Origin of the sequence: Xanthobacter tagetidis, assembly GCF_003667445.1 — a bacterium.
Taxonomy (GTDB): domain Bacteria; phylum Pseudomonadota; class Alphaproteobacteria; order Rhizobiales; family Xanthobacteraceae; genus Xanthobacter; species Xanthobacter tagetidis.
This window is the reverse complement of sequence record NZ_RCTF01000015.1, coordinates 36,630-56,513: the sequence shown is the minus strand read 5'-3', so window position 1 is coordinate 56,513 and position 19,884 is coordinate 36,630. Positions and strand designations below refer to the sequence as shown.

General features: G+C 71.2%; 20 protein-coding genes. 9 read left to right on the top strand and 11 right to left on the bottom strand.

Annotated elements, in window-relative coordinates; translation table 11 throughout:
• Nucleotides 1-99 precede the first annotated feature (99 nt).
• Nucleotides 100-624 carry a hypothetical protein gene (locus D9R14_RS16800; RefSeq protein ID WP_121624497.1) on the top strand — a complete coding sequence of 175 codons (525 nt, stop codon included), beginning with the start codon at nucleotides 100-102 and terminating at the stop codon, nucleotides 622-624.
• A 4-nt stretch (nucleotides 625-628) separates the two neighbouring features.
• On the opposite strand, the gene D9R14_RS16795 is transcribed toward D9R14_RS16800, so the two are convergent.
• Complete coding sequence (locus D9R14_RS16795) at nucleotides 629-1,690, bottom strand: patatin-like phospholipase family protein (protein WP_121624496.1); 1,062 nt, start codon at nucleotides 1,688-1,690, stop codon at nucleotides 629-631.
• A 28-nt stretch (nucleotides 1,691-1,718) separates the two neighbouring features.
• The gene (locus D9R14_RS16790) at nucleotides 1,719-2,501 is read right to left on the bottom strand and encodes a 3-hydroxybutyrate dehydrogenase (RefSeq protein ID WP_121624495.1); all 783 of its coding nucleotides are present in this window, start codon (nucleotides 2,499-2,501) and stop codon (nucleotides 1,719-1,721) included.
• A gap of 182 nt (nucleotides 2,502-2,683) precedes the next feature.
• On the opposite strand from D9R14_RS16790, the gene D9R14_RS16785 reads away from it, so the two are divergent.
• Nucleotides 2,684-3,196: a Fur family transcriptional regulator gene (locus tag D9R14_RS16785; RefSeq protein WP_121624553.1), complete on the top strand. Its 513-nt coding sequence runs from the start codon at nucleotides 2,684-2,686 to the stop codon at nucleotides 3,194-3,196.
• Between the two features lie 23 nt (nucleotides 3,197-3,219).
• Here the strand turns inward: D9R14_RS16785 and D9R14_RS16780 are convergent, their stop codons facing one another.
• The gene (locus D9R14_RS16780) at nucleotides 3,220-3,831 is read right to left on the bottom strand and encodes an SGNH/GDSL hydrolase family protein (protein WP_121624494.1); all 612 of its coding nucleotides are present in this window, start codon (nucleotides 3,829-3,831) and stop codon (nucleotides 3,220-3,222) included.
• 432 nt (nucleotides 3,832-4,263) lie between these two features.
• Between D9R14_RS16780 and ispG the strand changes: the two genes are divergently transcribed.
• The 3 genes from ispG to D9R14_RS16765 all read left to right on the top strand — a co-directional run bounded on the left by ispG (nucleotide 4,264) and on the right by D9R14_RS16765 (nucleotide 7,325).
• The gene (ispG, locus tag D9R14_RS16775; RefSeq protein WP_394010528.1) at nucleotides 4,264-5,577 is read left to right on the top strand and encodes a flavodoxin-dependent (E)-4-hydroxy-3-methylbut-2-enyl-diphosphate synthase; all 1,314 of its coding nucleotides are present in this window, start codon (nucleotides 4,264-4,266) and stop codon (nucleotides 5,575-5,577) included.
• Nucleotides 5,578-6,010: 433 nt separating this feature from the next.
• On the top strand, nucleotides 6,011-6,772 hold the full coding sequence (locus tag D9R14_RS16770; protein ID WP_121624493.1) for a DUF2076 domain-containing protein: 762 nt from the start codon (nucleotides 6,011-6,013) through the stop codon (nucleotides 6,770-6,772).
• A 187-nt stretch (nucleotides 6,773-6,959) separates the two neighbouring features.
• Complete coding sequence (locus tag D9R14_RS16765; RefSeq protein ID WP_121624492.1) at nucleotides 6,960-7,325, top strand: helix-turn-helix domain-containing protein; 366 nt, start codon at nucleotides 6,960-6,962, stop codon at nucleotides 7,323-7,325.
• A gap of 84 nt (nucleotides 7,326-7,409) precedes the next feature.
• On the opposite strand, the gene D9R14_RS16760 is transcribed toward D9R14_RS16765, so the two are convergent.
• The 8 genes from D9R14_RS16760 to D9R14_RS16725 all read right to left on the bottom strand — a co-directional run bounded on the left by D9R14_RS16760 (nucleotide 7,410) and on the right by D9R14_RS16725 (nucleotide 14,908).
• The gene (locus D9R14_RS16760) at nucleotides 7,410-7,865 is read right to left on the bottom strand and encodes a hypothetical protein (RefSeq protein WP_121624491.1); all 456 of its coding nucleotides are present in this window, start codon (nucleotides 7,863-7,865) and stop codon (nucleotides 7,410-7,412) included.
• Between the two features lie 182 nt (nucleotides 7,866-8,047).
• Nucleotides 8,048-10,222 carry a CHASE2 domain-containing protein gene (locus D9R14_RS16755; RefSeq protein WP_170168648.1) on the bottom strand — a complete coding sequence of 725 codons (2,175 nt, stop codon included), beginning with the start codon at nucleotides 10,220-10,222 and terminating at the stop codon, nucleotides 8,048-8,050.
• A 66-nt stretch (nucleotides 10,223-10,288) separates the two neighbouring features.
• Nucleotides 10,289-11,179, bottom strand: coding sequence for a GNAT family N-acetyltransferase (locus D9R14_RS16750; RefSeq protein WP_121624551.1), 891 nt, complete (start codon nucleotides 11,177-11,179; stop codon nucleotides 10,289-10,291).
• Complete coding sequence (locus D9R14_RS16745; RefSeq protein WP_121624489.1) at nucleotides 11,179-12,489, bottom strand: GGDEF domain-containing protein; 1,311 nt, start codon at nucleotides 12,487-12,489, stop codon at nucleotides 11,179-11,181. Before D9R14_RS16745 ends, D9R14_RS16750 begins: the two co-directional genes overlap by 1 nt.
• 275 nt (nucleotides 12,490-12,764) lie before the next feature.
• A complete protein-coding gene (locus D9R14_RS16740; RefSeq protein ID WP_121624488.1) occupies nucleotides 12,765-13,481 on the bottom strand; it encodes a pyrimidine 5'-nucleotidase in 717 nt (238 codons plus the stop codon).
• Between the two features lie 29 nt (nucleotides 13,482-13,510).
• On the bottom strand, nucleotides 13,511-13,870 hold the full coding sequence (locus D9R14_RS16735; RefSeq protein ID WP_121624487.1) for a lysozyme inhibitor LprI family protein: 360 nt from the start codon (nucleotides 13,868-13,870) through the stop codon (nucleotides 13,511-13,513).
• On the bottom strand, nucleotides 13,867-14,598 hold the full coding sequence (gene queC, locus D9R14_RS16730) for a 7-cyano-7-deazaguanine synthase QueC (RefSeq protein WP_121624486.1): 732 nt from the start codon (nucleotides 14,596-14,598) through the stop codon (nucleotides 13,867-13,869). Before queC ends, D9R14_RS16735 begins: the two co-directional genes overlap by 4 nt.
• A gap of 7 nt (nucleotides 14,599-14,605) precedes the next feature.
• Complete coding sequence (locus D9R14_RS16725; RefSeq protein ID WP_121624485.1) at nucleotides 14,606-14,908, bottom strand: BolA family protein; 303 nt, start codon at nucleotides 14,906-14,908, stop codon at nucleotides 14,606-14,608.
• 196 nt (nucleotides 14,909-15,104) lie between these two features.
• On the opposite strand from D9R14_RS16725, the gene D9R14_RS16720 reads away from it, so the two are divergent.
• From D9R14_RS16720 to D9R14_RS16705, 4 genes are all read left to right on the top strand, one after another.
• Nucleotides 15,105-15,731: a J domain-containing protein gene (locus D9R14_RS16720; RefSeq protein ID WP_121624484.1), complete on the top strand. Its 627-nt coding sequence runs from the start codon at nucleotides 15,105-15,107 to the stop codon at nucleotides 15,729-15,731.
• A 106-nt stretch (nucleotides 15,732-15,837) separates the two neighbouring features.
• Nucleotides 15,838-16,821: a cobaltochelatase subunit CobS gene (cobS, locus tag D9R14_RS16715; protein ID WP_121624483.1), complete on the top strand. Its 984-nt coding sequence runs from the start codon at nucleotides 15,838-15,840 to the stop codon at nucleotides 16,819-16,821.
• A 52-nt stretch (nucleotides 16,822-16,873) separates the two neighbouring features.
• The gene (gene cobT, locus D9R14_RS16710; RefSeq protein ID WP_121624482.1) at nucleotides 16,874-18,757 is read left to right on the top strand and encodes a cobaltochelatase subunit CobT; all 1,884 of its coding nucleotides are present in this window, start codon (nucleotides 16,874-16,876) and stop codon (nucleotides 18,755-18,757) included.
• Between the two features lie 8 nt (nucleotides 18,758-18,765).
• Entirely contained in the window at nucleotides 18,766-19,809 is a 1,044-nt protein-coding gene (locus D9R14_RS16705; protein WP_121624481.1) for an esterase-like activity of phytase family protein, read from the top strand.
• The last annotated feature ends 75 nt before the right edge of the window (nucleotides 19,810-19,884 follow it).

Here is a 19,884-nt window from a genome sequence, read left to right as displayed (position 1 = left end):
AGGCCGACGCATTCGGGTGAAATAGCGTTCTGGTTCAACATGGTGCGCGCGCCGCGCCGATCAAGCCAGGCAATTCAAGCCACGCAACGGAGGAAGAAGATGGCCCATCCCCGCAAGACCGAGCAGCGCGTGCTCACCGTCGACGAACTGGGCTTCGTCGACCAGACCCGCCAGCCGGCCATCGGCATGCTGTCCGACGCCGACCTTCATGCCCTGGTGCGCCACCTGCGCGAGCGCCGCGAGCGCGCGCTCACGATCGCCAACAACCAGCGCCGGGCCATGCGCGGCAAGGGCGGGCGCGGCGAGGCGGCCTATGACAAGGCCGATTCCGGCAACCGCCAGAAGGCCTCGGTGCTGAACGACGCCCTCACCCGCGCCCGGCGCGAGGTGAAGCGGCGCGAGGCCGAGGAGTCCCGCTCCGAGCTGGTGGCGAACGCGCACCGCGCCCTGGAGCTGAAGCGCGATTCCAAGCGCGCCACCCGCCCGGCCACCCTGCCGCGCGCCAACAAGGGTATGCGCCCCAAGGAGCGCACCCGCATCGATCCCATCGGCGCCGCCGGCGAGGCGGGGCGTGTCACCAAGTTCGTGGCGGTGGCGCAGGCGAGGAAGGATTCGCGCGGCTGATCGCTCAGTCGGCGAATTCCAGCCTCAGGTCCAGGGTCGAGCGCCGGCCGATGTCGGCGCCGTGCGTCTCCAGGAAGTCCTCGGCCGCGGCGCGGCCGAGGTCGCGCAAGTGCTGGAGGAAGCCCCATTCCGCATTGAGCTTGGAGGTGGCGTCCAGCTTCGCGAGCTGGTCGGCGCCGCCGATGCGGTGCAGGCGCACCCGGCGGAAGCTGGACCCGCCCAGCGTCAGGCGGCTCATGAAGCCCTGGTCGATCAGCTTCGCCGCCTGGTCGATGAAGCGCAGCTGCGCCAGCAGCGAGGCGTTGAAGGTGATCTCGTTGATACGGTTCTGGATCTCGGCCGCGGTGCGCGGCGTGGTCTCGCGCGCCACCGGGTTGATCTGCACCAGGATGATGTCGTCGGCTTCCGCCTTCTCGTAGAGCGGCACCAGCGGCGGGTTGCCCATGTAGCCGCCGTCCCAATAGGGCACGCCGTCGATCTCCACCGCCTGGAACAGGAACGGCAGGCAGGCCGAGGCCATCACCGCGTCGGCGGTCATCTCCCTGTGGTCGAAGATGCGGGCGCGGCCGGTGTGCACGTTGGTGGCGGAGATGAACACCGCCACCTGCGAGGCGCGGATCGCCTCGAAGTCCACGTGCGCGTCGATGATCTCGCGCAGCGGATTGATGTTCAGCGGGTTGAGGTCGTAGGGCGAGAAGAAGCGCGAGGCCACCTCGAAGGCGAGATAGGCCGGGTTGCGCGCCAGCGACCAGTTGCCGAGCAGCCGGTCGAAGGCGGTGCGCTGAAGCGGCGACATGCGCCCGTCGCGCGAGACGTCGCGCCAGAACTGGGCGAGCGCGCGCCGCGCCTCCCCCGCGTCGGCGCCGCTCTCGCCGCTCTCCGAGCCCTTGGCGAGGCCCGAGGCCAGCACCACCGCGTTCATGGCCCCGGCGCTGGTGCCGGAGATGCCGGAGACGGAAAGGCTCTCCTCCTGGAGCAGACGGTCCAGCACGCCCCAGGTGAAGGCGCCGTGGGCGCCCCCGCCCTGGAGCGCGAGCGAGATGCGCCGGGCGCCGGCGCGGCTCATGGGCCGGCCCGGCGCCCCGCCGCGCCTCTCATTCCGCGACCCAGCCGCCGTCGATCTGCTGCATCGAGCCGGTGATCGAGCGGGCGTTCTCCGAGCACAGGAACACGGCGAGCGCGGCCACCTCCTCGACGGTAACGAACTCCTTGGTGGGCTGGGCCGCCAGCATCACGTTCTTCTTCACCTCCTCCTCGGAGATGCCGCGCGCCTTGGCGGTGTCGGGGATCTGCTTCTCCACCAGGGGCGTCCACACATAGCCGGGGCAGATGGCGTTGCAGGTGATGCCGAAGGTGGCGGTCTCCAGCGCCGCGGTCTTGGTGAGGCCTGCGATGCCGTGCTTGGCGGAGACGTAGGCCGACTTGAAGGGCGAGGCGACGAGCGCGTGCGCCGAGGCGGTGTTGATGATGCGGCCCCACTTGCGCGCCTTCATGCCGGGGATGGCCGCGCGCATGGCGAAGAACGCCGCCGACAGGTTGATGGCGATGATCATGTTCCAGGTGTCGATCGGGAAGTCCTCGATCGGCGCCACATGCTGGATGCCGGCATTGTTCACGAGGATGTCGCAGGAGCCGAAGGTGGTCTCGGCAAGGCGGACCATGCCCTCGATCTCGTCAGCCTTGAGCATGTTGGCCGGGGAATAGGCGCACTTCACGCCGAAGTCGCTCTCGATCGCCGCGCGTTCCTTCTCGATCGCGGCGGCGTCACCGAGGCCGTTGATGACGATGTTCGCGCCTTCCTTGGCGAAGGCGCGCGCATAAGCGAGCCCGATCCCGCTGGTGGACCCCGTGACGACGGCGACCTTTCCCTTCAGCATGGCTTTTCCCTCAGAATGGCGCGGCGTGATCCGGCCGTGCACGGCTGTCCGATGTACCGAAGCGGTGTGACGCTGCTGTCACGCGACGCGCCGGCGGCGCCGAGCATGCCCACGCTCGTACGTGAAGCGCAAGGCGGCGATTGCCCTATGGCGGCAGGCGCGCGTTCGCCTATATTTGCGGCATGTCCGTGAGCGTTCATCCGGTTCCGCACGCCGAGCACGACCATGACCACGCCCAGTGCGTGGCGGGGGCGGTGGCGCGCATGGAGGCGCGCTGCGCCGACAAGGGGCTGCGACTCACGCCCCTGCGGCGAAACGTCATGCGCATCCTGGCCGAGAGCCACGTGCCGCTCGGCGCCTACGAGATCGTCGAGCGCCTCGCCCGCGAAGGCGAGAGCGTGCCGCCCATGTCGGTCTACCGGGTGCTCGACTTCCTGGTGGCCGAGCGCCTCGCCCACCGCATCGAGAGCCGCAACGCCTTCCTCGCCTGCGCCCATGCGCACGACGCGGCGGACGAGGTGGTGGTGTTCCTCATCTGCGAGCAGTGCGGGCTGACCAAGGAGGTGTCCTCCCATGCGGTGGGGCGCGACCTCGCCTGGGCGGCGCGCGCCTCGGGCTTCACGCCACGCCAGCGGGTGCTGGAGATCGCCGGCCGGTGCGCCCGCTGCCGCGAGGCGTCCGACGCGACGGACTGAGGCGCCGGGGCCGCGGATCGCGCTCAGCCGCAGGTCGCCATGGTCAGGCGCGCGCGCCACAGATCGGCGCCGGCCGGGGTGGGATGCAGCCCGTCGCGGGTCTTGACCCGGACCGGAGCCGGCACCAGCCGGGCGCCGGTTTCGGCGGCGATCTCCCGGATCGCGGCGTTGGCGCCGGCGATGAAGCCGAAATCGAGCCGCTGCACGAACAGCGGCATGGTCATGTCGGGCGGGTTGATCTCCACCAGCACCAGCTCGCGCCCGGCATAGTGGGCGACGAGGCGGCGATAGTCGGCGATCCAGCCGTCGAGGTCGCGGTGGTTCGGCCAGGCATCGTTCACGCCCACGGCGATCACCACCCGGGTGGCGGCAAGCTGGCGGGCATAGTCCGGCGCGTCCGCCACGAGGTCGGCGACGCGGTCTCCCGGCACCGCGGCGTTGAACACCTCGGCCCCGCACAGCTGGCCGGGGCCCGCCTGGTAGGTGATGCTGTCGCCCACCAGCAGAACCGGCGCCTGCGTGAACAGGGCGGTCAGCTGGGCCTGGAGCCGCAGCCGCTGGCGCAGCGGGAACTGGCTCGCCGCATAGGCCGCCGCGCCGACGATGGCGGCGGCGGTGAGCACCCGCCAGGGCATGTTCCGCTTGAGCCGCCGGATATCTGGCAGCGAAAGGAACGCCAGCCGCTCCCGGCGGGGAGCGGGCGGCGGGGTTTCCGACACATCCGTCGACGACCGGCAAGACTCCATCGCACCCACCTCGCATGGCCGGCCGCCGCATCGACCGCAGGTTTTCATTGCCCACGGCACGGAGGATTCCAGGCGGCTGCGTCCGAAATAGGTTGCTGCCGAGACAAAGCTTTTCCAATTGGTGACCGGAGGTTTCCGGGTTTGGCGGCGGTTGCCCCGGATTTGCCGAAGTGGCGCCGGAATGCCGCAACCTGCGCGTGACCGGGCCGCCTCTTTCGGTGCGCGGCAGTTGACGCCCGCCCGGCCCGCGCCTACCTCGAACACGCCGGCCCGCCGCATGCGCGCGCGCCGGACCCGAGCACCGGCCCGAGGTTTCGCTCCATGACGTCCGCCATGACCGACAGCGCTCCCGTGGTTCCCGACGACCTGCTCCAGGCCGGCCCCGCCGGGCGGCGGCTGACCGTGGGCGTTCCCGTCGGCAAGGTGATGGTGGGCGGCGGCGCGCCGGTGGTGGTCCAGTCCATGACCAACACCGACACCGCGGACATCGATGGCACCGTGCGGCAGGTGGCGGCGCTCGCCCGCGCCGGCTCCGAGCTGGTGCGCATCACGGTGGACCGCGACGAGGCGGCGGCCGCGGTGCCCCACATCAAGGAGAAGCTGCTGCGCATGGGCATCGACGTGCCCATCGTCGGCGACTTCCATTATATCGGCCACAAGCTGCTCGCCGATCATCCCGCCTGCGCCGAGGCGCTGGGCAAATACCGCATCAATCCCGGCAATGTCGGCTTCGGCGACAAGAAGGACCGGCAGTTCGCCGCCATCGTCGAGACCGCCATCCGCCACGACAAGCCGGTGCGCATCGGGGCCAATTGGGGCTCGCTCGACCAGGAGCTGCTCACCACGCTGATGGACGAGAACGCCCGCCTGCCGAAGCCCGCCGAGGCGCGCGCGGTGACGCGCGAGGCGCTGGTGCGCTCGGCGTTGCTTTCGGCGGCGCTGGCCGAGGAAATCGGCCTGCCGCGCAACCGCATCATCCTGTCCGCCAAGGTCTCGGCGGTGCAGGACCTGATCGCGGTCTATTCCGAGCTGTCGCGCCGCTCCGACTATGCGCTGCATCTCGGCCTCACCGAGGCCGGCATGGGCTCGAAGGGGGTGGTCGCCTCCTCCACCGCCATGGGCGTGGTGCTCCAGCAAGGCATCGGCGACACCATCCGCGTGTCGCTGACGCCCGAGCCGAACGGCGATCGCACGCTGGAGGTCCAGGTGGCGCAGGAGATCCTGCAGACCATGGGCCTGCGCACCTTCGTGCCGCTGGTGGCCGCCTGTCCCGGCTGCGGGCGCACCACCTCCACGGTGTTCCAGGAGCTGGCGCAGAGCGTGCAGACCATGATCCGCGAGCGCATGCCGGTGTGGAAGCAGAGCTATCCCGGCGTCGAGACGCTGAACGTGGCGGTGATGGGCTGCATCGTGAACGGGCCAGGGGAGAGCAAGCACGCCGACATCGGCATCTCGCTGCCCGGCACCGGCGAGACCCCGTCCGCCCCGGTCTTCATCGACGGCAAGAAGGCGGTGACGCTGCGCGGGGCGAACATCCAGGCCGAGTTCCGCCAGCTGGTGGAAGACTATGTGGCGCGCCGCTTCGGCGTCGCCTCGGCGCCGGCGGACAAGGCGGGCGCCGACGCGGCCGAATAGGTCCCATTCCGCGGCCGGGCGCAGGGCGGGAGAGGGATGTAGGCGGTTCTCCCGCTCCCACCCTGTCACGCCATTCGTCGGCGTCATCCCCCGGCTTGTCCGGGGGATCCACCAGGCCGCTGGAGGGCGGCCGGAAGTGAAGCGCCGGCCTGGCCGCTGGGTGGATGCCCCGGACAAGCCGGGGCATGACGGGGTGATAGGTTTCCCCTTCGTATTCCCTGCCCCCGTCGCCCTCTACTTGATCGGAGGGCCCATGGGTGCTGCCCGCTGTCCCGGACATGACACAGGGACGCTCCGGTCGAATCTGGCCATGACGGCGGTTTGGGATGTCCCGGCGGACCTTACGTAACGTTACGAAAAATTCATCCAGCCGCCCTTCCGGCGCCTGGAAGGCGTCCTCATATGGGTTGCGTCAACCTCACCGGAGACGGAAATGAACCCCGAGGAACGTGCCCTGATCGACGGCCTGTTCGACCGCATGCGCGGCATCGAGAACCAGCCGCGGGACGCGGAGGCGGAGGCGCTGATCGCGCGCCGCCTCGCCGAGGCACCCCACGCGCCCTATGCCCTCGCCCAGACCGTGCTGGTGCAGGAGCACGCGCTCCAGCAGGCCTATGCCCGGGTCCAGGAGCTGGAGGCGCAGGCGCGCGCGGCCGTGGAGCCGCCGCCGCAGTCGAGCGGCGGCTTCCTGGGCGGCCTGTTCGGGGGGGCCCGTTCGTCGGTGCCTTCGGCCGGGGCACGCGTCGCCTCCGGCCAGCCTTACGGCCAGCAGCCCATGGGCGTGCCGCCCAGCTACGGCCAGCAGCCGGGCTATGCCCAGCAGGGCCAGCCGGGTCCGTGGGGCCAGCCGGCGGCGCCGCAGCGCGGCGGCTTCGGTGGCGGCGGCTTCCTCCAGGGGGCGCTGGCCACCGCGGCGGGCGTCGCCGGCGGCGCGCTGCTCTATGACGGCATCAAGAACATGATGGCGGGCGGGTCCGGCCCGGTGGCGCAGGCCGCCGCCGCGGAACTGCCGAAGTCCGACGCCGGCGCCGGCGGCACCGATCTCGGCGCCGATGCCCAGAACGCGCTCGGCGGCCAGCCCGCGGCCGAGGAGAATTTTTGGAACGCGGACCAGGGCCAGGATCAGGGCGGACAGGACTTCGCCCAGGACGAAGGCGGCGACTGGGGCGGCGACGACGACGGCTCCTGGGCCTGATCGCGTCCGCCCGCGCTCGCGCGGCGCTCGAACGTTCGGCTCCGGCCCCGCACCCTGGGGCCGGAGCCTTCGCCTTCCGATCCTGCCATCCGTTTCGTCTGAGAGGATCGCGCGCGGCTTTGTCCGCCGGGCGCGAATCGGCTTCCATCCCGGTTCGGGCTCTCGCCCCTGAGGGAGGAAGGCGGCCATGACGCCGTTCGGACGCCGCGTGCGCGATCTGCGCGCCGAGAAGGGCGTGACGCTGACGCAGATGGCGCATGCCATCGGCGTCAGCCCCACTTATCTCTCGGCACTGGAGAACGGCCGGCGCGGCCGGCCCACCTGGGCGCTGGTGCAGCGCGTGATCGCTTTTTTCAACGTGATCTGGGACGAGGCCGAGGACCTGGCGCGCCTCGCCGAGGTGTCGCATCCCAAGGTGACGGTGGATACCGCCGGCCTCTCGCCCCAGGCGACAGAGCTCGCCAACCTCATCGCCCGCGAGATCGCGCATTTGCCGCCAGAGGCGGTGGCCGAGCTGCTGGGGCGCCTCAAGATCCTGCGCCGGCGCGGCTGATGCCCTTCCGGCCGGCAAAGGCTGGCCGGAAGGAGTCTTCGCCATGGCCCGCTCCCCCCGCACGGCGGGCGGAGCGGGATGCGCTCACGGTTTCAGGCAGACCGCGACCACCTGCTTGACCGGGTGCAGGCACTCCACCTCGGTCTTGCCCTCCTGGGCGGAGATGACGCCGATGTGCTGGAGGCCGCGCTGGTCGTTCACGCAATAGCCGCTGATGAAGCTCTCGCCGGTCTCGCAGCTCGCGCGGCAGCCCGCGGCCGGGCAGGCGCTGGCGCGCAGCATGATGCCGGCGGCGGCCGAGGCGCCGGGCGCACCCGCCGGACCCTGGGGACCGGCCGGGCCGGCAGGCCCGGTCGGACCGGCGGGACCCGTGGGGCCTGCGGGACCGGCAGGTCCGCCAGGGCCGGTGGGACCCGCCGCGCCCGCGGCGCCGACCGGACCTGCGGGGCCGGCGGGACCGGCCGGGCCCTGCGCCCCTTCGAAACAGGCGGACACACTCAGCGCCAAGGCGAGCGCCAAGGCGATCTTCAGTCCTCGCATGACATGCCTCCCAGTAAACCCGAACCTATGGTGAGGCCGCCCGCGCTTCGATACAAGCGGGAAGAAATCACGCTTCCTTAGCCGGGACAATAATCAGAGCGGTTTTATTTTCCTAGGGAAAAATTAACACGGCCGCAACGGATGGATCGGCACCCAAAGAAGCGGAAATCCCTTGTGGGTGCTCAATCCTGGGCTGCCGCCACCGTCGCGGCCGCCCGCTCCAGGCACAGGCCATAGAAGCGGGTGAGACGCGCGGGGGCGGTCTGGCGGAGGTCGTCCGCCAGAAGCCGCGCCTGCCCGGCGTCGCCGCGGTCCAGCGCATCCACCAGCGCGCCATGCCGCCGGGCCAGGGCCTCGAAGCCGGGCGAGCCGGCGAAGGCGGCGTCGCCCGCCACAAGGTGGAGCCGGCTCGCCTTGGTCTTGCCCTTCAGCGTCAATTCGTCCGCCTCCAGGAAGGCGAGGCCGGGCGCGGCGTCCCGCGTCGCCTGGGACACGAGGATGTCGGTGCGCAGGCCCTTGGTGGCGCCCTCGATGCGCGAGGCGAGGTTCACGTCGTCGCCGAGGCAGGAATATTCCAGCCGCTGGTCGGAGCCGAGATTGCCGACGCAGCACGGCCCGGTGGCGAGGCCGATGCCGCAGCGCACCGGGTGGTAGGGCCGCCCCTCCCGCTCCGCCTGGACGCGCCATTCGACGTTGAGCGCATCGAGCCGGGCGCTCATGGCGAGGGCGCACAATGTGGCGTTGCGGGCGTGGTGGGGATCGTCCAGCGGGGCGTTCCAGAACGCCATGATGGCGTCGCCGATATATTTGTCGATGGTGCCGCCATGGGCCAGCACCACCTCGGTCATGGGCGTGAGGTAAGCGTGCATGAAGCGCGTGAGCGCCTGCGCGTCCATGGTCTCGGACAAGGTGGTGAAGTCGCGCAGGTCGCAGAACAGGATGGTGATCTGGCGCGTCTCGCCGCCGAGCACCAGGCGCGAGGGATCGGCGGCGAGCTTCGACACCACGTTCGGCGACACGAAGCGGCCGAACACAGAGCGCACCCATTTCTTCTGGCGCTGCTCCTCGCGGTAGAGCGCGAACACGCCCACCAGATAGACCGCGAGCGCCGTTGCGCCGGGCGCCAGGGGATCGATCAGCAGGTCGAGCCGGGTGAAGGCGAGGAACGAGGCCGCGCCGAGCCCCGCCACCAGTGCCAATCCGCCGAGCCCGGCCACCAGCGGCGGCACCCGCGGGAGCGCGAGCGCCAGCAGCAGGCCGAGCGCCGCCGCCAGCACCAGCTCGGCGCCGCGCGCCCAGTCGGGCCGCACGAGGTTCGCACCCGCCACCAGGTGCTCGATCAGCTGGGCCTGGATCTCGACGCCGGCGACCGCGGCGTCGAGCGGCGTCGCCCGCGTGTCCTTGAGTCCCGCCGCGCTGGTGCCGACGAGGATGATGCGGCCCTCCAGCGCCGCGCGGTCCGCCGTGCCGTCGAGCACCGCATGGGCCGGCACGAAGCGGCGCGGATCGGAGGGCGAGAAGCGCACCCGGACCTCGCCCTGCGCGTCGGTGCGTGCCTCCACGGCGCCGATCTTCACCGCGACGATGCCGGTGGACGCGCCGAACGCCTGCTCGCCGGATGCGTTGGAGGACAGCACCACATAAGTGGAGGCGCCCTGCGCCACCCGCAGCGCCTCGGCGGCGAGGCTCGGCACCACCTCGTTGCCGAGGCCCAGCAGCAGCGGCACCCGGCGCACCACCTGGTCGCGGTCGGGCAGCCAGTTGAGCACGCCGATGCCGGCCGCCGCCTGCGCCAGGGCCGGCAGGGGCGCCACCACGGCGGGAAAGCGCGGCAGGAAGGCGAGCGGGTCGTCGCCCGCCGCCGCGATCCCCCATTTCGCCGGCAGCGCGGCCTCCGTCCCGGATCCGGTCAGAACCGCGCCGAGCACCGAGGGCAGGGTGCCGAGCGCGCGGGCGAAGAGGGCGTCGCTGCTCTCCTGGCCCGCAAGGGCACCGACCACGCTCGCGCGGACCTCGGCGGGAAGCAGCTCAGCGAGGGTCGCGGGGTCGAGCCGGTCGGGCTCGGAGAAGGTGACGTCGAACGCCACCGCCGCCGCGCCCTTCTCGGCAAGGCGCTCCACCAGCGCGGCGAGCTTTGCCCGCGGCCAGGGCCACTGGCCATCGCGCGCCAGCGAGGCGTCGTCGATGTCCACCACCTTCACCGGCGCCTCGGGGTCGTAGGGCCGCGGCGCGGCGCGCTGGTAGAGGTCGAACAGGCCGTTGCGCACATCGACGAGCGGGGACGGGTCGGCGAGGATCAGGCCGAGCCCGGCGGCCAGCACCGCGCCGGTGGAAATCCAGTAGAGCCGCGAGGTCATGTGTCGCCGGTCCGCCCCTTCCTGCCCGCGCGCGAACATAGAGCATTTTCGCGCGCGCCGGATTTCTCAGCCGAGCTCGAAGCTGGTGATGCCGAAGATGCGGTCGAGCGGAAGGGCGGGCGCCGGGCCGCGATACATGCGGGCGGTCTCGAACACCGGGGCAAGGCCCAGCTCGCCGGCGAGCGCCGCGCCCGCCTGGTTGGGTTCCGGCACGTCGAGGAAGAGCGGGCCCTCGCCCGCCACCCCGCCCGCCACCTCACCCGCCGCTTGGGCCAGCGCGAAGGCGAGCGCGCGGGCGGTGACCGCGTCGTCGCAGAACAGCGGGCCGATCTTGGCGCCCTCGCGGCAGCGGCGCACCACGCCGAAGCCGCGCACGGTCCCGTCCGCGACCAGAGCGAGGGCGCGGCCGGCCGGCGGGCTCAGCCAGGCGTCGAGGAAGGCCGGCCGGGGAAAGCCGAAGCAGGCGCGGTCAAAGGCCGCGACCGCCGCGCGCAGCGCGGGACCGACCGGGCGGATGTCGCCGCCGGAAAATGCGCCCGGCGGGAGCGTGGCGCCGCCCGGCACCGGCCCGCCGAAGCGCACGTTGCGGTGGGCGAGGACGAAGCCTGAGCGGGCATAGTTCGCCTGCTGCGCGACCACCCCGTCGAGCCCGACCACCCGGCCCTTGAGCCGCGCCATCGCCGCGGTCCAGAGGGCCAGCCCGAGGCCGCGCCCGCGCAGGTCCGGCCGGCAGATGTAGAAGCCGACAAAGGCGAAGCCGCAATCATAGCGCACGGCGGAAATGGTCGCGGCGAGGCTCCCGTCCGGCGCGAACAGGCCGAGGAAGCCCTGCGCATCCTGGGCGAGGAAGGCGCCGGCGTCGGCGAGGCCGGGGTTCCAGCCCTCGCGCGCGGCCCAGTCGAGGGCGATCGCCGCTTCGTCCGGCGCGAGCGCGCGCACCGATGCGCCGTCGGGCATCATCCCGGTTCCGGCGCCTTGCTGCGCGGGAGCCGCAGCCGCGCCGGGCGCACCTCGTCGAAGAAGCGCGGCAGCACCACCACCCGGTCGCGGCCGCCGCCCTTGGCGGCATAGAGCGCCCGGTCGGCGCGCTCGATCAATGTGGTCACCGAGCGGTCGCCCGCGAGGCGGAAGGTGCCGCCGATGGAGGCCTGCACCGCCAGCGCGTGCCCGTTCACCCGCACCGGCGCGTGGCGGATGGCGCCGAGCAGGTTCTGCGCCACCTGCTCGGCGCCCGCGGCGTCGGTGGCCGGCAGGAGGACGGCGAACTCCTCGCCGCCGACGCGCGCGGCGACGTCGCCGGCGCGCAGGGCGCCGGCGCAGCGCCGCGCCACCTCGGACAGGACCTTGTCGCCGGCGGCATGGCCGAAGCGGTCGTTGATCGACTTGAAGTGGTCGATGTCGAGCATGAGGATGGACAATTGGGTGGCCGCGGCGAGCGCGGCGGAAAAGGCGTTCTCGGCCTCCTCGAAGAAGCGGCGGCGGTTGTGCAGGCCGGTCAGCTCGTCGGTGCCGGCGAGATGGCGCAGCTCCTCCTCCAGGCGCCGGCGCTCGGTGACGTCCCAGAACACCACGATGTAGTTGGAGCCGATGAAGCGGAAGCGGAACTGCACCGTGCGCTGCTGCCCGTCGCGGCAGACCACGTCCCATTCCGCCCGCTGCACCTCGCCCGGCGCGGCGCGCACGCTCTCGCACCGCTCGCGCCAGTCGCGGATGACGCGGGCGCGGGCGGCGTCGTCGGGAAAGCCGCGCTCCCACCAGTCGTCGTGATGCGGCACCTGGCCGTCATAGGCGTAGCCGAACAGCTCGTCGGACACGGTGTTGCAGAACAGCTCGCGGAAGTTGCCGTCATAGATCTCGACACCCACCGGCAGCGAGCGGACGATCTCCTCCAGCATGACGCCGAAATTCTCGATGCCGGCTTCGGTGCGCTTCTGCGTCGCCGCGTCCGCCGCAAGCGAGCGGACGGTGAGAACGCACAGGTCCTGCTCGGGAATGCGCGCCGCCCTGAAGCCGAGCGTGGCAAGGCCGGCCGGCATGCGGCAATAGAGCATCAGCTCGCCGGCATCCTCCACCTCCCCGCCGATCAGCGGCCGAAGCCGCCCGGCCGCATAGGCGCCGAGGAAGTCGGAGAGATCGCCGGCAAGGCTCGCGCTGCCGAGCAGGCTCCGCGCCCGCGGATTGCCGCGCACAACCCGGCTGTCTCCGGCGTTCACCACCAGGAGGGGCACCTGAACCAGATCCACCCAGGCCAGGCTGTCAGCGGTCATTTCTGGAAAGCCACGATCCCGATGCCGCCCCGAAAGGAGACTGGCACGCACTTTGGACGAATGAATGTGACACTTCGCCGCGATTCCCGGCCCGCGCGCTCGCGGGTCACGTCAGGTCCGGGTCGCGCTTTCCGGTTCGCATGCAGATACCGCGTCGGCGCGAGACCATTGCCCATTCCAATGCAATTCTGACAGATGACTCAACCTGGGATCGTAAAGGCCAATCATCCGACGCGCAATCCGCCTGGGCTAAAACCTGTCGGAGCGGGCCTGTCTCAGGCGGCGGCAACCTGCTCCAGAAAACCGGCAAGATCCTCGGTCACGTGGTCCACATAGGCCGCCTCGCGGCCCTCGAACTCCCAGCTCTCGCGCGCCTCGATCCGCTCTCCGGGCGGCACCACCAGCACAGTGGCCATGCCGAGCCGGTGCGGCACTTCGAGGTTGCGGGCGAGGTCCTCGAACATGGCGGCGCGCGGCGCCTCCACCCCGTGAGCCCGGAGAAAGCGCAGATAGGCCTCCTCCGTGGGCTTGGGGTGGAACTCGGCGGCGACGATGTCGTGCACCGCCGCGAAGTGGCCGCCCATGCCGAGCTTGTTCAGCACGTTGCGGGCATGGCGCTCGGAGCCATTGGTGTAGACCAGCTTCCGGCCGGGCAGCGCCTCGACGGCGGCGGCGAGGCGCGGCGAGGGGTCGAGGCCGGCGAGGTCCACGTCGTGGACATGGTCGAGGAAGGCGGCGGTGTCGATGCCATGCTCCAGCATCAGCCCGCGCAGCGAGGTGCCGTAGCGGCGGTAATAGTCCTTCTGCAGCGTGAAGGCCTCTTCCGGCGTGATGCCGAGCAGATCGGTGATGTAGGCCTTCATGCGCGCGTCGATCTGCGCCCACAGATCGTGCCGGGCGGGATAGAGGGTGTTGTCGAGGTCGAACACCCAGGTCTCCACATGGTGGAAACCGGCGCGCCCGTCGGCGGCGCTTCGCAGATCGGCGGTCATGGCGGGTTCCGGTGGGTTGGCGCCGCGGTTCAGAACGGTCCGCGCGAATAGAACTCGTCGAGAGAAGCCTGCAGCGCGGCGATGCGCGTCTGGTAGGCGCCGGTGAGGCAGGAGACGTTGCCGCCGCAGGCGGCGCGCGTGGAGAGCCAGGCGCGCTGCGCCTCGCGCAGGTCCGCGCGGACGCCCATGCCGGAGGTCTTGGTGAGCACCTCGTACATCACAGCCAGCTTCACATCGAGCTGGGCGAGGCCGCAATCGGCGCAGATCGCGCGCTCGTCGGGCCCGGTATTGGTGGCGCAGCTGAAGCTCTGGGCCGCGGCTGGCGCCGCGCCGGCGAGGAGCGCGACGAGCGCGAGCACAGTGAGCGGGAAGCGGGCGGAACGGGTCATCGCGGGGCGCTCCTCAGAGTGTTGCGGTAGCGGGCGAAGCCGTCGGCCCGAAGGGCGCAGGCCGGGCAGGCGCCGCAGCCATAGCCCCAGTCCCGCCGGGTCCCGCGCTCGCCCAGATAGCAGGTATGCGTCTCTTCCACGATGGTATCCACCAGCGGCGGCCCGCCGAGGCGCTCCGCGAGCGCCCAGGTCTCGGCCTTGTCGATGAACATCAGCGGCGTGTGCAGCACGAGGCGCCGGTCCATGCCGAGATTGAGCGCCACCTGCAGCGCCTTGATGGTGTCGTCGCGGCAGTCGGGATAGCCGGAGAAGTCGGTCTCGCACATGCCGCCGACGATGTGGCGCAGCCCGCGCCGGTAGGCGAGCGCGGCGGCGAAGGTGAGGAACACAATGTTGCGGCCGGGCACGAAGGTGTTGGGCAGCCCGCCGTCCTCCATCTCGATGGCGACGTTGCGGGTGAGCGCGGTCTCGGACAGCGCGCCGAGCACGGAAAGATCGAGCGTGTGGTCGGCGCCGAGCCGCTCGGCCCAGCCCGGCTTCAGCCCGGCGAGCGCGTCGCGCAGCACCGGGCGGCGCTCCAGCTCCACGCGGTGGCGCTGGCCGTAGTCGAAGCCGAGCGTCTCGACCCTGCCGAACCGCTCCAGCGCATAGGCGAGGCAGGTGGTGGAATCTTGCCCGCCCGAGAACAGGACCAGCGCGCCCTCTCCGGCAATCCCGCTTGCGCGCATGGCGTGCCTATTCCCCCGGCGCCTTGGCCTCGATGGCGATGGCGTGCAGGCCGCGGGCGATCTCGCCCGCGAGCAGCGCGTTCACCATGCGGTGGCGCTCGATGCGGCTCTTGCCGGCGAAGTCCTGCGCCACGACCCGCACGCGGATGTGGGTGACGCCGCCGTCGTCGCGGCCGGAGGGGCCGCGCTCCAGGTGGCGCACCCCGGCATGGCCGGCATGCTTGTGGCTCTCGTCCACGAGGTCGAGGGCGAGCGGGGTCAGGCCCTGCTCCAGGGTCTGGCGGATGGCGGAAAGGTGGGTCTCGCTCATGATCGAACCAATCTGTGAAGCAATCGGGGCGCCGGCAATGATCCGCGACGATGGCGCGTTCGCGGTCGGCATACTATATGTGGCTTGCGCCCGCGCTGCCATCCGCGCGCGGCGCCGGGGCTGCTCAGCGGCCCCGGCGCTTCTCCCCTCTCAATTTCTTGCGGTGCCGAAACGCGGCCCGCATAATCGCCCGGCCATGAAGCTCGACTCCCCGCTCTTCGACCGCATCCGCGTCAAGCCCGGCGACGACCGGACGCGCCGCACGCACACCGCGTGCTGCGAATGGGCGGGCTGTGCGCAGGCGGGGACCCATCGCGCGCCCAAGGGCCGGCACCAGGAAGGCCAGTACTGGCGCTTCTGCCTCGACCATGTGCGCGCCTACAACCAGTCCTACAACTATTTCGCGGGCATGACCGACGACGCGGTCTACGCCTACCAGAAGGACGCGCTGACCGGCCATCGCCCCACCTGGAAGATGGGCGCCAAGTCGGGTGGCCCGCCCGGCGGCGCCCACGGGGCGGCCGGCGCCGGCTTCCGCGCCGCCGGCTACGGCGACCCGTTCGGCTTCGGCACCGAGTTCGGCGAGAGCGTCGCCGCGGAGCGCCCGGAGGCCGAGGGCCGCGTGATCCGCACCGCCGAGCGGCGCGCGCTGGAGGTGATGGGCCTCGAAATGTCCGCCGATGCGGGCGAGATCAAGGCCCGCTTCAAGACCCTGGTGAAGCTCCACCATCCGGACGCCAATGGCGGCGACCGCTCGGCCGAGGATCGGCTGCGGAACGTGATCCAGGCCTATAACAGCCTCAAGCAGGCGGGATTTTGCTGACCGGTCCGCAGGACCGGCCGGCCCGAACGGCCGCGGCGCGCCGGATGGCGCGCCATGGCAGAACAAAAGCAGCAGGCGGCGCGGACGGAGCGCCCACGGAGGTTTCATGAGTGCCACCGCGACCCCAGCGCCTACCCCGGACATGAAGGTGTCGGTGCGCCAGACCTTCGGCATCGACATCGACATGGAGGTGCCGGCCTTCTCCGAGCCGGACGAGCACGTTCCGGAGCTGGACGCGGACTATCTGTTCGACCGCACCACCACCCTCGCCATCCTCGCCGGCTTCGCCCACAACCGTCGCGTGATGGTCACCGGCTATCACGGCACCGGCAAGTCCTCGCACATCGAGCAGGTGGCGGCGCGCCTCAACTGGCCGTGCGTGCGCATCAACCTCGACAGCCACATCTCGCGCATCGACCTGATCGGCAAGGACGCCATCGTGGTGAAGGGCGGCATGCAGGTGACGGAGTTCCGTGACGGCATCCTGCCCTGGGCCTACCAGAACAACGTCGCTTTGGTGTTCGACGAGTACGATGCCGGCCGCCCGGACGTGATGTTCGTGATCCAGCGCGTGCTGGAGAGCTCCGGCCGCCTGACCCTGCTCGACCAGAGCCGGGTGATCCGCCCCCACCCCGCCTTCCGGCTGTTCTCCACCGCCAACACCATCGGCCTCGGCGACACCACCGGCCTCTATCACGGCACGCAGCAGATCAACCAGGCGCAGATGGACCGCTGGTCCATCGTCACCACGCTGAACTATCTCGCCCACGACAAGGAAGTGGACATCATCGTCGCCAAGGCGAAGCACCTGCGCACGCCGGAAGGGCGCGACACCGCCAACCGCATGGTGCGCCTCGCCGACCTGACGCGCTCGGCCTTCATCAACGGCGACCTCTCCACCGTGATGAGCCCGCGCACGGTCATCACCTGGGCGGAGAACGCGGAGATCTTCCGCGACATCGCCTTCGCGCTGCGCGTGACCTTCCTCAACAAGTGCGACGAGCTGGAGCGGCCCCTGGTGGCCGAGTTCTACCAGCGCTGCTTCGGGCAGGAACTGCCCGAGAGCACGGTGAACGTCGCCCTCTCCTGACCCCGACGCGCCCGGCTTCCCGCCGGGCCGTCCCGCCTTGGATGAGCCGGACATGGCCCCCACGAACCGCACCACCGCCAAGGGTCCCAAGGAAGCGCCCGTCGAGCCCTTCAAGCGCGCGGTCTCTGCCTGCTTCAAGGCGGTGGCCGGCGTGGCCGAGTTCGAGGTCGCCTTCGCCGCCGAGCGTCCCGCGCTCGGCCCGGACCGGGTGCGCCTGCCCGAGCCGCCGCGCCGGCTCTCCGCCCACGACGCGGCGATCGTGCGCGGGCATGCGGATTCGCTCGCGCTGCGGCTCGCCTGCCACGACCCCGCGACGCACCGCAAGATGCTGCCCTCCGGCGAGGTCGCCCGCGCCGTGTTCGAGGCAGTGGAGCAGGCGCGCGTCGAGGCCCTCGGCGGCAGCCGCATGTCCGGCATGAAGACCAATCTCTCGGCCATGCTCGCGGACCGCTACCACCGCGGCAACTATGCCGACATCACCGACCGCGCCGACGCGCCGCTGTCCGACGCGATCGCCCTGATCGTGCGTGAGCGCCTCACCGGCGAGGCGCCGCCGCCCGACGCGCGCAAGATCGTCGAGCTGTGGCGCGACTATATCGAGGATCGCGCGGCCGGCGACCTCTCGCGCTTCGCCGAGAGCATGGACGACCAGAAGAGGTTCGGCGAGATCGCCCGCGATCTGCTCGCCTCGCTCGACATGGGCGAGGAGAGCGGGCTCGATTCCGAGAGCCAGGACCAGGACGCCGAAAGCGAGGGCGGCGAGGACGACCAGAGCGGGGAGGACGGCGAGACCCGCGAGGACGACGGCCAGCAGGGCGCCACCGAGGTGGAAGCCGAGCTCTCCCAGGAGGAGATGCCCGAGAGCGCCATGGAGAGCGACGCGGCCCCGCCGGCGGACGTGCCCGACGCCGACGACTTGGGCGACAGCGACGAGCCGGCCGAGCCGTGGCAGCCGCGCCCCTCCATGAGCCACGACAGCAAGGGCCCGGAATACCACGCCTTCACCACCAAGTTCGACGAGGAGATCGCCGCCGAGGAGCTGTGCGATCCGGAGGAGCTGGCGCGGCTGCGCTCCTATCTCGACAAGCAGCTCTCGCATTTGCAGGGCGTGGTGGCGCGGCTCGCCAACCGGCTCCAGCGCAAGCTGCTGGCGCAGCAGAACAGGGCCTGGGAATTCGACCTGGAGGAGGGCATTCTCGACCCGGCGCGGCTCTCGCGCGTGGTGACCGACCCCACCGCCTCGCTCTCCTTCAAGCGCGAGCGCGACACCGAGTTCCGCGACACGGTGGTGACGCTGCTGATCGACAATTCCGGCTCCATGCGCGGGCGGCCGATCACGGTCGCCGCCACCTGCGCCGACATCCTCGCCCGCACGCTGGAGCGCTGCGGCGTGAAGGTGGAGGTGCTGGGCTTCACCACGCGCGCCTGGAAGGGCGGGCAGGCGCGCGAAGCGTGGCTCGCCGCCGGCAAGCCGGCCGGACCCGGCCGCCTCAATGACCTGCGCCACATCATCTACAAGGCGGCGGACGCGCCCTGGCGGCGCGCGCGGCGCAATCTCGGCCTGATGATGCGCGAGGGGCTGCTGAAGGAGAACATCGACGGCGAGGCGCTCGACTGGGCGCACCAGCGCCTCCTGGTGCGCACCGAATCCCGGCGCATCCTGATGATGATCTCCGACGGCGCGCCGGTGGATGACAGCACCCTCTCCGTGAATGCCGGCAACTATCTGGAGCGGCACCTGAGACACATCATCGCCCAGATCGAGAACCGCTCGCCGGTGGAGCTGATCGCCATCGGCATCGGCCACGACGTAACGCGCTACTACAAGCGCGCCGTCACCATCGTCGACGCCGAGGAGCTGGGCGGCGCCATGACCGAGAAGCTCGCCGAGCTGTTCGGCGACAGCGCCGGCGGCGGTCGCGGCCGCCTGCACTGAGGCGGGACGTGACCGCGCGCGCCGGGCGGCGTCTTCTCGGGTCGGCCAAAGCCCGGGTGACGCTGGGCGTGGTCGCAGCTGCGCTCCTCGCCGCGGCGGCGCTCGCCAGCGCCTTCACCAAGCCGGGTGCGCTCCCCGAGGAGAGGGTGCCGGTGGCGGTGGCCGCCCTGCCGGTGAAGACCTTCGCCTTCAATGACGAGCGGCGCCGGTTCGGGGCGCTGGAATTCCGCGGCGGGCTGGTGCTGTCCTCCACATTTGCGGGCTTCGGCGGCATTTCCGGCTTCGCGCTCGATGCCGACGGAGCGCGCTTCCTCGCCGTGACCGATGCCGGCCTGTTCCTGGAGGGGCGGCTGGTGCTGGACGGCGACCGGCCGGTGGGGATGGCGGACGTGAGCGCCGTCGCCATCCGCGACGACAAAGGCGGCCCCATCGCGCGCGCGGGCGGCGATGCCGAGAGCCTGACGGTCGCGCGCGATGCGGTGTTCGTGGGCTTCGAGGGCCGCAACGAGATCTGGCGCTATCCCCGCCCGCCGCTCGGCGCCACCGGGACGCGGGTGGACGCGCCCGCGATCGGCGGGCTCGGCGGCAACAAGGGCCTGGAGACGCTCGTCTTCGTGCCCTCCGGAGCGCTCAAGGGGGCGCTCGTGGGTATCGCGGAGACGGGTGCGGCGCGCGCCGACGTGCTGGACGGCTTCATCATCGGCGGACCCCGGCCGGGCACGTTCTCGGTGCGCCGGAACGACGCCTTCTCCGCCACCGACGCGGCGCTGACGCCGGACGGCGACGTGATCCTGCTGGAGCGTCACTACACCCGATCGACCGGCGTGAAGATGCGCCTGCGCCGCTTTCCGCTCGACGCCGTGAAGCCGGGGGCGGTGATCGACGGCGAGGTGCTCGGCACCTTCGACATGGGCTACCAGATCGACAACATGGAGGGCCTCGCCGTGACGCGGAACGCGGCCGGCGAGACGCTGCTGACGATCATCTCCGACGACAATTTCAACCCGCTCCAGCGCACCGTCCTCCTGCGCTTCGTTTTGCTGGCGGACTGAGGGGCGTCCTGTTCCGGGACGATCCGATGGCGCCGGGCGGAACGGCGACGGAACGAAGCGCGTCCGAATCGGTGT

What these genes read in the sequence shown, in the direction of transcription:
- D9R14_RS16720 (WP_121624484.1), top strand. Translation starts at nt 15,105, where the DNA reads ATGAAGCTCGACTCCCCGCTCTTCGACCGCATCCGCGTCAAGCCCGGC.
- D9R14_RS16800 (WP_121624497.1), top strand. Translation starts at nt 100, where the DNA reads ATGGCCCATCCCCGCAAGACCGAGCAGCGCGTGCTCACCGTCGACGAA.
- cobS (WP_121624483.1), top strand. Translation starts at nt 15,838, where the DNA reads ATGAGTGCCACCGCGACCCCAGCGCCTACCCCGGACATGAAGGTGTCG.
- D9R14_RS16785 (WP_121624553.1), top strand. Translation starts at nt 2,684, where the DNA reads ATGTCCGTGAGCGTTCATCCGGTTCCGCACGCCGAGCACGACCATGAC.
- D9R14_RS16725 (WP_121624485.1), bottom strand. Translation starts at nt 14,908, where the DNA reads ATGAGCGAGACCCACCTTTCCGCCATCCGCCAGACCCTGGAGCAGGGC.
- D9R14_RS16755 (WP_170168648.1), bottom strand. Translation starts at nt 10,222, where the DNA reads ATGACCTCGCGGCTCTACTGGATTTCCACCGGCGCGGTGCTGGCCGCC.
- ispG (WP_394010528.1), top strand. Translation starts at nt 4,264, where the DNA reads ATGACGTCCGCCATGACCGACAGCGCTCCCGTGGTTCCCGACGACCTG.
- D9R14_RS16765 (WP_121624492.1), top strand. Translation starts at nt 6,960, where the DNA reads ATGACGCCGTTCGGACGCCGCGTGCGCGATCTGCGCGCCGAGAAGGGC.
- D9R14_RS16740 (WP_121624488.1), bottom strand. Translation starts at nt 13,481, where the DNA reads ATGACCGCCGATCTGCGAAGCGCCGCCGACGGGCGCGCCGGTTTCCAC.
- queC (WP_121624486.1), bottom strand. Translation starts at nt 14,598, where the DNA reads ATGCGCGCAAGCGGGATTGCCGGAGAGGGCGCGCTGGTCCTGTTCTCG.
- D9R14_RS16750 (WP_121624551.1), bottom strand. Translation starts at nt 11,179, where the DNA reads ATGCCCGACGGCGCATCGGTGCGCGCGCTCGCGCCGGACGAAGCGGCG.
- D9R14_RS16790 (WP_121624495.1), bottom strand. Translation starts at nt 2,501, where the DNA reads ATGCTGAAGGGAAAGGTCGCCGTCGTCACGGGGTCCACCAGCGGGATC.
- cobT (WP_121624482.1), top strand. Translation starts at nt 16,874, where the DNA reads ATGGCCCCCACGAACCGCACCACCGCCAAGGGTCCCAAGGAAGCGCCC.
- D9R14_RS16795 (WP_121624496.1), bottom strand. Translation starts at nt 1,690, where the DNA reads ATGAGCCGCGCCGGCGCCCGGCGCATCTCGCTCGCGCTCCAGGGCGGG.
- D9R14_RS16770 (WP_121624493.1), top strand. Translation starts at nt 6,011, where the DNA reads ATGAACCCCGAGGAACGTGCCCTGATCGACGGCCTGTTCGACCGCATG.
- D9R14_RS16760 (WP_121624491.1), bottom strand. Translation starts at nt 7,865, where the DNA reads ATGCGAGGACTGAAGATCGCCTTGGCGCTCGCCTTGGCGCTGAGTGTG.
- D9R14_RS16780 (WP_121624494.1), bottom strand. Translation starts at nt 3,831, where the DNA reads ATGCCCTGGCGGGTGCTCACCGCCGCCGCCATCGTCGGCGCGGCGGCC.
- D9R14_RS16735 (WP_121624487.1), bottom strand. Translation starts at nt 13,870, where the DNA reads ATGACCCGTTCCGCCCGCTTCCCGCTCACTGTGCTCGCGCTCGTCGCG.
- D9R14_RS16745 (WP_121624489.1), bottom strand. Translation starts at nt 12,489, where the DNA reads ATGACCGCTGACAGCCTGGCCTGGGTGGATCTGGTTCAGGTGCCCCTC.